This is a genomic window from Pseudomonas sp. VI4.1, from assembly GCF_002029345.1.
GTDB lineage: Bacteria > Pseudomonadota > Gammaproteobacteria > Pseudomonadales > Pseudomonadaceae > Aquipseudomonas.
This window is the reverse complement of record NZ_MULM01000066.1, coordinates 1-13296: the sequence shown is the minus strand read 5'-3', so window position 1 is coordinate 13296 and position 13296 is coordinate 1. Positions and strand designations below refer to the sequence as shown.

The window sequence follows — 13296 nt, the reverse complement described above, 5'->3', positions numbered from 1 at the left end:
TTTCTATCCAACGGCACGCTTGACGAAGAATTTGGAGAAAAAGGGAAGTATATTTTTCACTTCCCTGACACTGATATCGCGGCATCTGCCTACAACGAAGAATGCCTGAAAAATGCCAGATCCAAATCCACAGCGCCCCCCCGTTCCAACCAATTCAAGCCCTATTCCCGGGAAGCTTCCTCGGTCCAGGGCGATCACATCATATTGCTCCACACCCTAGGCACCTTTGAATGGACGGACTCGCTCATCATCCGTCTGACAGAGGACGGGGCCCTTGATACAACATTCAATGGCTCGGGGTTTGTCCGTGTCAGTCATGACAATTTTCCCTTCCTCGAGCTTCAAAGTGTGACAGTCGACGACACTGGAAATTACATCAGTGGAGGCGACGTCCGAGCTGATTATTACGAACAGCCGGAGGCCATTATTCTGGTAAAACACAGAAAAGATGGCAGTCTGGACACCTCCTTTCAGCAGGAAGGATTCTTGCAGATTCACGATGAAGATCCAAACTATGGATTACGACTTATAAAAACCGTAAAACAGCCTAATAATCGCGTTCTGTGCTTAGGTTTCAGGTTCTCTAAAGTTTTCGGTGAGCTTTCCGGGTTTTTGATAAGCCGGGAAGCAGACGGTGCCAGCAACATTCAGTTCAATAGCGGAAAACCTGTATTCACCAATGTAAATTCCTCCACAACCTTCTGTATCAACGCCGACTTTTTGCCCGGCGGAAATTTCTTCACCACTGCACTTGTCGATATAGTATCGCGCGAACGCCATTACGCGGTCGCACGTTTTTTGCACAACGGGGCTATTGACGAGGACTATGGAAATGGCGCCGGCTGGCTTGTTTACAGGGAGGCGAAAAACTTTACCATCGAAGCGTCAACCATAAAAAACAACAAGATCATTTTTGCAGTGGATGATGAACACGACAATATAATTCACCGCGCTATTGCACGAGGCTTGATGCCCTGATTACGCGCAGCACTGTGTGAATGGAGGTCATTATCCCGGAAGGTCAAAAGATCGCAGCCTTCGGCAGCTCCAGTTGCTGAAAGCATAAGGAACCGTTGCCGCCTACTGTCAGACCTGACAGTAGGCGGGACAGGTCGATGGGTAGCTACTTGAGCAAAACCCACCATCTGAGCCGGGGCTTTTTCCATTCTGATCCGGCACGTGCGACGCCTGTCCGGCCCTCATCGCTGGCAAGCGAGCTCCCACAGGGTTGGGGGTCGTACACAATAAATTTGATCGACAGATAAACCTGTGGCAGCGGGCTTGCCCGCGATAGGGCCGGCACTGCCGCGAAGATCAATGCCTGTTGATAAACCCCGACAACGCCGCAACCGCTTCCGGCGAACGCAGCCGCTGGGTGAACAACGCGCCCTCTTCTTCTATCACTTTGCGCAATTGCTCACGGTCCGGGGCCTTCATCAATTGCTTGCTGATCCGTACCGCTTCCGGTGGCAGGGTCTCGAAACGCAACGCCATCTCCCGCGCCTTGGCCAACGCAGCTTCGCCACTGCCCAGGGCTTCGGTGGCAATGCCCCATGCGGCCGCTTGCTCACCACTGAAACCCTCGCCCAGCAGCAACAATTGCGCCGCTTTGGCCTGGCCCAGCAAACGCGGGAGGATCAGGCTGGAACCGAATTCCGGGCATAACCCGAGATTGACGAAGGGCATGCGCAATTTTGCATCCGCGCTGATGTACACCAAATCGCAATGCAGCAGCATGGTCGTGCCAATGCCCACCGCAGCACCGGCCACGGCGGCAATCACCGGCTTGCGGCATTCGAGCAGGCTGAGCATGAAATGAAACACCGGGCTGTCGAGACTGGTCGGCGGTTGCTGCAGGAAGTCGGCGATGTCGTTGCCGGCGGTGAAGCACTCGGCGGACCCGGTGATCAGCACTGCGTTGATTTCCGGATCGGCATCGGCCTGTTCCAGCGCTTCGGCCAGGTGGCTGTACATGGCGCGGGTCAGGGCGTTTTTCTTGTCGGGGCGGTTCAGACGCAAGGTCAGCAGGCCGCGTTCGCGCTCAAGTTGGATGGCATTGGTCATGGTATGTCTCAGCGGTGCGGGCAGGCAAAAATCAATTGTGGCGAGCGAGCTTGCTCGCGCTTGAGTGCGCAGCGCTCACAAGCATTTGGGGGCCGCTGCGCAGCCCAGCGGGAGCAAGCTCCCTCGCCACAGAAACTTTCAAGCCAATTAGAGTCAGCGCTCAACCGCGAGGCAGAAAAACATCGGCCAGCAGTTGATTGCGCGGCAGTCCCGCCAGGTACAGGCGCCGGGCAAAGGCGTCGACACTGTCGGGGGCCCCGCAGAGTAAAGCCTGGGTTTGCCGGGAAACAAGCCTCAGTTGTGCCAAAGCCGCGGGTAACTCGGCCGGGGTCCACAGCTCGACGCTGAGGTTCGCACGATTGGCGGCCATGGCATGCAGGGGTTTGGCCAGATAATGCGCATCGGCATCATGGGCCAGGTGAATCACACGGATCGTACCTTGGTGGTCCTGCCGCAGCGCTTCACGCAAGACGCCGAACAACGGACCCAGCCCGGTACCCGCGGCCATCAGCCACAACGGCCGAGTGTTCCAGTCCACGTCGTAATGCAAGGCCCCGCCGCGCAACTCGCCGAGACGGATCCCATCGCCGATTCTCAATTGGCGGGCCGCATCGCAAAATTCCCCAGGCTGGCGACAGTCGAGGTGAAACTCCAGGAAGCGGTCTTCGTCCGGCAGGCTGGCGAGGGAGTACGGCCGCGCGACGTTGCCCGCCCACAACACCAGATGCTGTCCGGCGCTGTAGCGCAAAGGACGTTCAGGGGTCAGGCGCAAACGCAACACACTGGCGCTCAACCAATCGACGGCAGCCACTTGGGCCGGTCGCCCATCCTGTTGCGGGTCGAAGGCGTGCACCTGCAAGTCCTCGACTACCTGACACTGGCACGCCAGGCGCCAGCCCTGCTGACGCTGGTCCGCGCTCAAGGCATCGGGCCGGCTATCGCTCGGCAGCCCTTGTACACACTGCACCAGGCAAGCATGACAGCTACCGGCGCGGCAGCTGTAGGGCACTGGCACACCGTTGCGATTCAAGGCATCGAGCAGGTTGCTACCGGCTGCAACAGACCATTGGCGCGCGCGACCCGTAACTCAGGCATCAACGTTCTCCCCTGCCGCCGATGGCCGCATGGGTCAACGGCTCATCGAAGTGGCCGGTAAAAAACACCGGCCACAGCGGCAAAGCCAGGGCGCAGGTGCCGGCTTCGAGGGCAAAGCGTTTGAGCAAGAGGCGCTGGATGGCGTTATGGGGCAATCGTTGACTCACCATGGGAGGGGGGTTGTCAGAGTGTCCTACTCTACAGACCGACGGCCACTTTAGTGGGGCGACCGATAAATGACCATTCAATTTTCGGGGTAAAAAACCAACACCAAGCCATGCGCCCTTCCCCCTCTGTAGGAGCTGGCTTGCCAGCGAAAGCGGCCTCAAGCCTTGCATCGCCCATGCAGACGCCTTCGCCAGCAAGCCGGCTCCTACAGGGTTCCGGCGTTGAGCACCATACCCAGGTACGCAGGTGATCCCTTGTAGGAGCTGGCTTGCCAGCGAAGGCGGCCTCAAGCCTTGCATCGCCCATGCAGACGCCTTCGCCAGCAAGCCGGCTCTACAGGGGATGGTGTGTGTGTGTGTGTGTGTGTGCGTACCTATGCGACCAACGTTTGACCGACCAGGCGTGTGCAGGCCTGCGAGGCGCGGTATACTGCCGCGCCTTTTTAGCGTCGCGCCAGCTTGCCCGGCGTGCCTTGAAAGGTGCTTGCAACCGACCGATGCACCCAAGCTGCAAGCACCTTATTGAATGTTCCCGTCTTTTAGAGGAGCGCGACTCATGACCGTGATCAAGCAAGACGACCTGATTCAGAGCGTTGCCGACGCCCTGCAGTTCATTTCCTATTACCACCCCGTTGACTTCATCCAGGCGATGCACGAAGCCTACCTGCGCGAAGAATCGCCAGCGGCCCGTGACTCCATGGCCCAAATCCTGATCAACTCGCGCATGTGTGCCACCGGCCACCGCCCGATCTGCCAGGACACCGGCATCGTCACCGTCTTCGTCCGCGTGGGCATGGACGTGCGTTGGGATGGCGCCACCATGAGCCTGGACGACATGATCAACCAAGGCGTGCGCCAGGCTTACAACCTGCCGGAAAACGTCCTGCGTGCCTCGATCCTCGCCGACCCGGCGGGCGCTCGCAAGAATACCAAGGACAACACCCCGGCCGTGATTCACTACTCCATCGTTCCGGGTAACACCGTCGAAGTGGACGTGGCGGCCAAGGGCGGCGGCTCCGAGAACAAGTCGAAAATGGCCATGCTCAACCCGTCCGACTCGATCGTCGACTGGGTTCTGAAGACTGTGCCAACCATGGGCGCCGGCTGGTGCCCACCGGGCATGCTCGGCATCGGTATCGGCGGCACCGCCGAGAAAGCCGCGGTGATGGCCAAGGAAGTGTTGATGGAGTCCATCGACATTCACGAGCTGAAAAAGCGCGGCCCGTCCAACCGTATCGAAGAGATGCGCCTGGAGCTGTTCGAGAAGGTCAACCAACTGGGCATCGGCGCCCAGGGCTTGGGTGGCCTGACCACCGTGCTCGACGTGAAGATCATGGACTACCCGACCCACGCCGCTTCGTTGCCGGTGTGCATGATCCCCAACTGCGCCGCCACCCGTCACGCGCACTTCGTGCTCGACGGCTCCGGCCCGGCCTCGCTGGAAGCGCCACCGCTGGACGCCTACCCGGAAATCGTCTGGGAAGCCGGCCCGTCGGCCCGTCGCGTCAACCTCGATACCCTGACCCCGGAAGACGTGCAGAGCTGGAAGCCGGGCGAAACCGTCCTGCTCAACGGCAAGATGCTTACCGGTCGCGACGCTGCGCACAAGCGCATGGTCGAGATGCTGAACAAAGGTGAAACCCTGCCGGTGGACCTCAAAGGTCGCTTCATCTACTACGTCGGCCCGGTCGATCCGGTGCGCGAAGAAGTGGTGGGCCCTGCCGGCCCGACTACCGCGACGCGGATGGACAAGTTCACCCGTCAGATCCTCGAGCAAACCGGCTTGCTGGGCATGATCGGCAAATCCGAACGCGGCCCGACCGCGATCGAGGCGATCAAGGACCACAAAGCCGTGTACCTGATGGCTGTCGGCGGCGCGGCTTACCTGGTGGCGCAAGCCATCAAGAAATCCCGCGTGGTGGCTTTCGCCGAACTGGGCATGGAAGCGATCTACGAGTTCGACGTGAAAGACATGCCGGTCACTGTTGCGGTGGATAGCAAGGGTGAGTCGGTGCACATCACCGGTCCTGCCATCTGGCAGAAAAAGATCAGTGAAAGCCTGGCAGTAGAAGTGCAGTAAGCGCTTCGCCTGATCCGGCAAAGGCGACAGGGGTGATCCCTCTGTCGCCTTTTTTGTTGCCTACGCAACTGTAGGAGCGAGCTCGCGAAGGACCTGAGAACAACGCGTTCATTCAGGAATAAACGCGTTATCGTTAATGTCCTTCGCGAGCAAGCTCGCTCCTACAAGGGGACATGTTATGGTGCGGCCCCCTGCAATCATTGTGTTATGCCCCGCATGTTCGAGTCTTCCCGCCCCCTGCGCCTGACGCTGTACATCGTTTTTATCCTGGCTGGCGCAGCCCTCGCCGCCGCCCTGGCCATACGCCACGCCGAGCGCCAGGCGCTGGTGGAAGACGCTGCCCGCGCCAATCAGCAATTGGGGTTGTACGCCACGTCCCTGCACACCCTGATCGAACGTTACCGCGCCCTGCCCGCCGTGCTCGCCCTGGACCCGCAATTGCGTTCCGCACTCAAGGGCCCGCTGAGCCCCGAGCAGCAGGATGCGCTGAACCGCAAACTGGAACAGATCAACGGCGCGGCCGAGTCCTCGACCCTGGAACTGCTCGATCACACCGGTCTTGCCATCGCCGCCAGCAATTGGCGCTTGCCCAGCAGTTACGTCGGCCACAACTACGGTTTTCGTCCCTATTTCAGCCAGACCCGCACCCAGGGCACCGGGCGCTTTTATGCGGTGGGGGTGACCAGCGGAATTCCCGGTTACTTCCTGTCCAGTGCGGTCACCGATGACGATGGCCGGTTCCTCGGCGCGATGGTGGTCAAGCTCGAGTTTCCGGAACTGGAGCGCGAATGGAGTCAGGGCAGCGACACGCTGCTGGTCAGTGACGCCCGCGGGATCATTTTCATCGCCAACCAGCCGGGCTGGCGTTATCGCCTGCTGCAACCGCTGAACGACGCCGATCACGCCGAGCTGAAAGCCACCCGCCAATACGACAAGCAACCCCTGACGCTGCTGGACTATCAATCCCTGCACCGTTTCGACGAAGACAGCGATCTGACCCGGGTCGATGGCCCTGACGGCATGGCCGAATACCTGTGGGAATCCCTGCCGCTGGCCGCCGAAGGCTGGACGCTGCACTTGCTGCGCCGCCCGCAAGTGGCCTTCGAAGATGTGCGCAACGCGGCGCTGGCCGCTGCCGGATTATGGCTGACGCTGGTGTTCCTGCTGTTGTTCCTCAACCAGCGCTGGCGCCTGGCAAAAATGCGCCAGCGCAGCCGCGAAGAACTCGAACAGCTGGTACAAGAACGTACCCGTGACCTGCGCACGGCGCAGGACGGTCTGGTGCAATCGGCCAAACTCGCCGCCCTCGGCCAGATGTCTGCCGCGTTGGCGCATGAAATCAACCAGCCGCTGACCGCCCAGCGCATGCAGCTGGCTACGCTGAGGCTGCTGCTCGATCACGGCCGCATCGATGATGCCTACAAGGCACTCAAACCGGTGGATGACATGCTGACGCGCATGGCCGCCCTCACCGGTCATTTGAAAACCTTTGCCCGCAAAAGCCCCAGCGGTTTGCGCGAACGCCTGGACCTGGCGGCGGTGGTGGACCAATCGCTGCAACTGCTCGACCCCCGCCTGCGCGATGAACAGGTGAGCACGGTATTGCACCTGACGCGGCCCGCCTGGGTGCGGGGCGATGCGATCCGCCTGGAACAGGTGCTGATCAATCTGCTGCGCAACGCCCTCGATGCGATGCAGGACAAACCCTGCAAGCGCCTGGAAATCCGCCTGGAGGCGGACGACCGACTGTGGCGCCTGAGCGTGATCGACAACGGCAGTGGCATCGCCGAGGAAAACCTGACGAAGGTGTTCGATCCGTTCTTCACCACCAAACCGGTGGGTGATGGCCTAGGCATCGGCCTGGCGGTATCCTTCGCCATCGCGCACGAATCGGGCGGACGCCTGAGCGCCGCTAATCACGCCAACGGCGCGGTGTTCACCCTCACCCTGCCGATCGATCCAGAGGCCAACGGCGCATGCTGAATTCAGTGATAGTGGTCGACGATGAAAGCAGCATCCGCGACGCGGTCGAGCAATGGCTGAGCCTGTCGGGTTTCGAGGTGCAGCTGTTCAGCCGTGCCGATGAATGCCTGGCGCAGTTGCCGGAACATTTCCCCGGGGTGATCCTCAGCGACGTGCGCATGCCCGGCATGACCGGGCTGGAACTGCTGGCCGAAGTGCAACGCCGCGATGCCGATCTGCCGGTGATCCTGCTGACCGGCCACGGCGATGTGCCGATGGCGGTCGAAGCGATGCGCGATGGCGCCTACGACTTCCTCGAAAAGCCCTTCAGCCCCGAAACCCTGCTGGGCAGCCTGCGTCGCGCGCTGGACAAGCGCTGGCTGGTCCTGGAAAACCGGGCCCTGCACGAGCAGGCGGACAATCGCGCCAAACTCGATAACACGCTGCTGGGCGTGTCCCGTGGCTTGCAGACCTTGCGCCGGCAAGTGCTGGACCTGGCGGCGCTGCCGGTCAACGTGGTGATCCGCGGTGAAACCGGCAGCGGCAAGGAGCTGGTTGCCCGTTGCCTGCATGATTTCGGGCCACGCGCAGCCAAGCCGTTCGTGGCCTTGAACTGCGCGGCGATCCCCGAGCAGTTGTTCGAGGCCGAGCTGTTCGGTCACGAGAGCGGTGCGTTTACCGGCGCTCAGGGCAAGCGCATCGGCAAGCTCGAATACGCCGATGGCGGCACGCTGTTTCTCGATGAAATTGAAAGCATGCCCCTGGCCCAGCAGGTGAAACTGCTGCGGGTGTTGCAGGAGCAGAAGCTCGAGCGGTTGGGTTCCAATCAGAGTATCCGCGTGGATTTGCGGATCATCGCCGCGACCAAGCCCGACTTGCTGGACGAAGCGCGGGCCGGACGCTTTCGCGAGGATCTGGCCTACCGCTTGAACGTGGCCGAGTTGCGCCTGCCACCGTTGCGCGATCGTCGCGAAGACATTCCGCTGTTGTTCGAGTCCTTTGCGCAAAAGGCCGCCGAGCGTCTGGGGCGCACCTTCCCACCCTTGACCGGGCCGCAGTTGAGCCATCTGCTGAGCCACGACTGGCCGGGCAATGTGCGTGAACTGGCGAACGTCGCCGAGCGTCAGGTGCTGGGACTGGACGAACCGGAACCACCGGCCGTCGATCCCGGGCAGTCGCTGGCGGCGCAGCAGGAAGCGTTTGAAGCGCATTGCCTGCGCGGGGCATTGACCCGGCACAAAGGCGATGTGAAAGCGGTGCTCGAAGAACTGCAACTGCCGCGCCGCACCTTCAATGAAAAGATGCAACGGCATGGGCTGACGCGCGAGATGTTTTTGCAAGACAGCTGAGGCTTGCAGCGCCCGCACCGGCCTCATCGCGGGCAAGCCCGCTCCCACAGGTTTTATGAGCACCACGATCCACTGTAGGAGCTGGCTTGCCCGCGAAGAGGCCGGTACAGGCAGCGCAAATCCAAGATCCCAATAGGCGATTTTCCGCTTGCGCGCCTCTTCCGATGAGCGGAAATCCGCTCATCAAATCCCGCAACCCCCTCTAAACCGGCCCTCTCCCGATTGGCACAGCTCCTGCTATAGCCCCTGCAGGCTGCGCTTGACCGCGCTCCACAAAAACAATTAAACGAAGGATCCTTCAATGGATAACTCCAACACCCTGCCCGCAGGGTCGGCTGCCATTCCGGCCAAAGCAAGAACCACCTCCAGCCGCATCAAGTCGATCTTCAGCGGCTCTGTCGGCAACATGGTCGAGTGGTATGACTGGTACGTCTACGCTGCCTTCTCCCTGTACTTCGCCAAGGCCTTTTTCCCCAAGGGCGACACCACTGCCCAACTGCTGAACACTGCTGCGATCTTCGCCGTGGGCTTCCTGATGCGTCCGATCGGCGGCTGGCTGATGGGCCTGTACGCCGACAAAGTCGGGCGTAAAGCCGCATTGATGGCCTCGGTGTACCTGATGTGCTTCGGCTCGCTGCTGATCGCCCTGAGCCCTGGTTATGAAACCATCGGCATCGGCGCGCCGATCCTGCTGGTGTTTGCCCGTCTGCTGCAGGGCCTGTCGGTCGGTGGCGAATACGGCACCTCGGCGACTTACCTCAGCGAAATGGCGACCAGGGAGCGTCGTGGCTTCTTCTCCAGCTTCCAGTACGTGACCCTGATCTCCGGCCAGCTCATAGCACTGGGCGTGTTGATCGTCCTGCAAAATGTCCTGACCACCGAAGAGCTGTACGCCTGGGGCTGGCGGATCCCGTTCGCCATCGGCGCGCTGTGTGCCGTGGTCGCGCTCTACCTGCGTCGCGGCATGGAAGAAACCGAGTCGTTCACCAAGAAAGAAAAGGCCAAGGAAAGCGCCATGCGCACCTTGATGCGCCACCCGAAGGAACTGATGACCGTGGTCGGCCTGACCATGGGCGGCACCCTGGCGTTCTACACCTACACCACCTACATGCAGAAATACCTGGTGAACACCGTCGGCATGAGCATCTCCGACTCCACCACCATCTCGGCCGCCACGCTGTTTCTGTTCATGTGCCTGCAACCGCTCGTTGGCGGGCTGTCGGATAAAATCGGTCGTCGGCCAATCCTGATTGCCTTCGGCGTCCTGGGGACGCTGTTCACCGTGCCGATCCTCACCACCCTGCACACCATCACCACCTGGTGGGGCGCGTTCTTCCTGATCATGGCGGCGCTGATCATCGTCAGCGGCTATACCTCGATCAACGCGGTGGTCAAAGCTGAACTGTTCCCGACCGAGATCCGTGCGCTGGGCGTTGGCCTGCCGTACGCACTGACCGTGTCGATCTTCGGCGGTACCGCAGAATACATCGCGCTGTGGTTCAAGAGCATTGGCATGGAAACCGGTTACTACTGGTATGTCACTGCGTGCATTGCCGTGTCGTTGCTGGTGTATGTCACCATGAAAGACACCCGCAAGCATTCGCGGATCGAGACGGACTGATCCTTATATCGAGGGTGGCCGTTCTGGCCCCTTCGTGAGCAGGCTCGCTCCCACAGGGTCTGTGTGTACGCAGATCCATTGTGGGTGCACGGTTCACAGCCCGGCTTCGGCCGGGTTTTTTCATGTCTGGAGGAAAACAAAACCTCAGCATCAGCGCATTCCCCTGCAGGAGCTGGCTTGCCAGCGAAGAGGTCCTTGAGAACGCCACAAGATTCAAGGCCGCTTTCGCTGGCAAGCCAGCGCCTACAAGGGATCGAGTCGACTGGAAATAACGCGCTCGTCCTTGCACTATGGCCCGGTCCGCGAATCAGCCCCAAGGAAACCTCTCCATGCCCGACGACATCCACTTCTACGAACCCGCCAATGGCCACGGCCTGCCCCACGACCCGTTCAATGCGATCGTCGGCCCGCGTCCCATCGGCTGGATTTCTTCACAGGATGCCAATGGCCGCTTGAACCTGGCCCCCTACAGCTTCTTCAACGCCTTCAATTACATTCCGCCGATCATTGGTTTTTCCAGTGTCGGGCGCAAAGACAGCCTGAACAATATCGAACAGACCGGCGAATTCGCCTGGAACCTGGCGACCCGACCACTGGCCGAGCAAGTGAACCAGAGCAGCGCCATGGTCGCGCCTGAGGTCAATGAATTCGAGTTGTCCGGACTGACACCGGCCGCCTCGAAAATCATTCAGGTGCCACGGGTGGCGGAAAGTCCGGTGTCGTTCGAGTGCAAGGTCACCCAGATCATTCAGTTGCAGCGGGCCGACGGAAACGTGGTGCCCAGCTGGCTGATCCTTGGCGAAGTAGTCGCCGTGCATATCGCCAAATGGTTGCTCAAGGACGGGGTGTACGACACCGCCGCGGCAGAACCGATTCTGCGCGGGGGCGGGCCAGCGGATTATTTCCAGCTGGGGCCTGAGGCATTGTTCAAGATGTTCCGCCCGGGGGCGGTCAAGTAATCACCAGATCAGCTCGCCGTCTTCGCCGACACCCTTGAGGCGGGTCAATTCCAGGGCGGCCGCTTCGTCCGCCTCTCTGGCGGTCTTGAACGTCTGGTCTTCCAGCAGTTTGTTGAAGCGCGGGGCGCCCGAGCCACCGATGGCTTTGGTGGCAATGGCCGCGTAGTAACCGCCCTCGCGGGGCACTACGGCCGATACGGCTTCGAAGGTTTCAAAGGCTTTGCGTGCCATGTCGCGGATCCTGGCTAATGGAGAATGGCGCCATTAAACCTTCAACCGGCCAGTTTGTGTACCGGTGCTTGTGCGTGACCCAAGGCCTGGCCCTGCGATACGTCGCTGAAGGTATGGAAATCCAGGCGGTTGACCACCAACTCCTGCACCAGCTCGGCGAAGATCGCCATGGCCGGGCTGTTGAAATAGGCGGTCATGGCCTGTTGGCTGATCCAGAAACCGGACACCAGCCACAATTCCGGATCGCATTGCGAATGTTGCAAGGCAAAGCTCAAGCAACCCGGTGCGCTGCGCGAGGGCTCGATCAAGGCGCTCAGGCGTACACCGAGTTCTGCCGAACGCCCGGCGCCGGCGCGGACAAAGGCCATATGACTGACGGGGATCTGCGTAGACATGTTCAACCCTCCCAGGTAGTCGACCGCAGCCGAGGGACGGGCTGCGACAGGATCAAAGGTTAAGTGCGCCGGGGCCATTGCGGTTAGTCGATTCCTGCCGCCCTGTTGCACAATCCTGCGAGGCTTCAACAAAAACCTGTAACAACCTGTAAATGCGTTCACACCCCTGTAATACGGGATTCAAGCAAGATTCCCTGGGGTTGCCCTGAGGTTGCCTTGTTTTAGAGCCACCGCTAATTCACCCAGTGCAGAATCAGGCAAGCTTGAGGCAGGATGTGTCTACCGCTTCGTCTTGCACAAACTTAAGCTCGGCTCATTACCCACGTCCCACCGAGGATGCCTTGCATGTCGTCGCTCGATCACTTTCAAGCCCCGCTGGACGCCGATATGGAGAAACAGCGCGCGGAACTGGCCGCCATCATCCGCAGCAACACGCAGGAAGATGGCAATTATGCCACTGCCATCGATTCGCTGTTCATGGCCAAACACAGCAAGTCCCATGACTTTGCCCCGGTGCTGGCGCAACCGGCCCTGTGCATCATGGCGCAGGGTCGCAAAGAGGTCAGGCTGGCCGACGAATACTTCAATTACGATCCGCTGAATTACCTGGTGGTCTCGGTTTCGATGCCACTGAGCGGGCGGGTGGTGAATGTCACGTCTGAAGAACCGATCCTCGCGGTGCGACTGGACATTGATCCGGCACAAATCACCGCGCTGATCGCCGACGCCGGCCCCCTCGGCGTCCCTACCCGTCCGACGGGGCGTGGTTTGTACGTCGAACGGCTGGACGCTGCGATGCTCGACGCCGTACTGCGCCTGGCTCGCCTGCTGGATACCCCAAAAGACATCGCCATGCTCGCGCCGCTGATTCGACGGGAGATTCTCTATCGATTGTTGCGCAGCCACCAGGGCCATCGGCTGTATGAAATCGCCATCGCCAACAGCCAGAGCCATCGCATCAGCCAGGCCATCAAATGGCTCAACGGCAATTATGAGCAACCGTTGCGCATCGATGATCTGGCCAAGGAAGTGAACCTGAGCGTATCGACGCTGCATCATCGGTTCAAGGCCATGACGGCGATGAGTCCGTTGCAGTATCAGAAGCAGTTGCGCTTGCAGGAAGCGCGGCGGTTGATGCTGGCCGAAGGGCTGGAAGCGTCGGCGGCGGGGTATCGGGTGGGGTATGAAAGCCCGTCGCAATTCAGCCGGGAGTACAGCCGGTTGTTCGGGGCGCCGCCGTTGCGGGATTTGGCGCGGTTGCGGTTGATGGTTTGAGCCTGCATTTGGGGTGTGGCTGATGGCCCTTCGCTGGCAAGCCAGCTCCTACATGGGGGCTCCGGGCTCACCACAAATCCCCTGTAGGAGCTGGCTTG

General features: G+C 60.6%; 11 protein-coding genes and 1 pseudogene. 7 read left to right on the top strand and 5 right to left on the bottom strand.

The annotated features are described in order from the left end of the window. Positions 1-978: hypothetical protein (locus BZ163_RS01970; RefSeq protein WP_143510997.1), on the top strand; the 978-nt coding region annotated here is incomplete at its 5' end. Between the two features lie 336 nt (positions 979-1314). Here the strand turns inward: BZ163_RS01970 and BZ163_RS01965 are convergent. The 3 genes and pseudogenes from BZ163_RS01965 to BZ163_RS34705 form a co-directional block, all read right to left on the bottom strand. After that, positions 1315-2064: an enoyl-CoA hydratase-related protein gene (locus tag BZ163_RS01965; protein WP_128869577.1), complete on the bottom strand. Its 750-nt coding sequence runs from the start codon at positions 2062-2064 to the stop codon at positions 1315-1317. A gap of 160 nt (positions 2065-2224) precedes the next feature. Further along, positions 2225-3159: pseudogene (locus BZ163_RS01960) on the bottom strand (iron-sulfur-binding ferredoxin reductase). Next, a complete protein-coding gene (locus BZ163_RS34705) occupies positions 3159-3314 on the bottom strand; it encodes a hypothetical protein (protein ID WP_168187299.1) in 156 nt (51 codons plus the stop codon). Before BZ163_RS34705 ends, BZ163_RS01960 begins: the two are co-directional and overlap by 1 nt. Before the next feature lie 568 nt (positions 3315-3882). On the opposite strand from BZ163_RS34705, the gene BZ163_RS01955 reads away from it, so the two are divergent. From BZ163_RS01955 to BZ163_RS01935, 5 genes are all read left to right on the top strand, one after another. Beyond that, positions 3883-5406: a fumarate hydratase gene (locus BZ163_RS01955; RefSeq protein WP_003214142.1), complete on the top strand. Its 1524-nt coding sequence runs from the start codon at positions 3883-3885 to the stop codon at positions 5404-5406. Positions 5407-5622: 216 nt separating this feature from the next. Further along, positions 5623-7389, top strand: coding sequence for an ATP-binding protein (locus BZ163_RS01950; protein WP_128869576.1), 1767 nt, complete (start codon positions 5623-5625; stop codon positions 7387-7389). Next, the gene (locus BZ163_RS01945) at positions 7383-8717 is read left to right on the top strand and encodes a sigma-54 dependent transcriptional regulator (RefSeq protein WP_128869575.1); all 1335 of its coding nucleotides are present in this window, start codon (positions 7383-7385) and stop codon (positions 8715-8717) included. The genes BZ163_RS01950 and BZ163_RS01945 overlap by 7 nt, the downstream gene beginning before the upstream one ends. A gap of 301 nt (positions 8718-9018) precedes the next feature. After that, positions 9019-10338 carry an MFS transporter gene (locus BZ163_RS01940; RefSeq protein WP_128869574.1) on the top strand — a complete coding sequence of 440 codons (1320 nt, stop codon included), beginning with the start codon at positions 9019-9021 and terminating at the stop codon, positions 10336-10338. A gap of 329 nt (positions 10339-10667) precedes the next feature. Further along, positions 10668-11297, top strand: a complete 630-nt coding sequence (locus tag BZ163_RS01935) for a flavin reductase family protein (RefSeq protein ID WP_128869573.1) — start codon at positions 10668-10670, stop codon at positions 11295-11297. Here the strand turns inward: BZ163_RS01935 and BZ163_RS01930 are convergent, their stop codons facing one another. Further along, a complete protein-coding gene (locus tag BZ163_RS01930; protein WP_128869572.1) occupies positions 11298-11528 on the bottom strand; it encodes a hypothetical protein in 231 nt (76 codons plus the stop codon). Between the two features lie 41 nt (positions 11529-11569). Beyond that, positions 11570-11923 (bottom strand): antibiotic biosynthesis monooxygenase family protein, encoded by a 354-nt coding sequence (locus BZ163_RS01925; RefSeq protein ID WP_128869571.1) that lies wholly within the window; start codon positions 11921-11923, stop codon positions 11570-11572. 345 nt (positions 11924-12268) lie between these two features. Here BZ163_RS01925 and BZ163_RS01920 point away from each other — a divergent pair, with 345 nt between their 5' ends. Continuing rightward, positions 12269-13198 (top strand): AraC family transcriptional regulator, encoded by a 930-nt coding sequence (locus tag BZ163_RS01920; RefSeq protein WP_128869570.1) that lies wholly within the window; start codon positions 12269-12271, stop codon positions 13196-13198. Positions 13199-13296 lie beyond the last annotated feature (98 nt).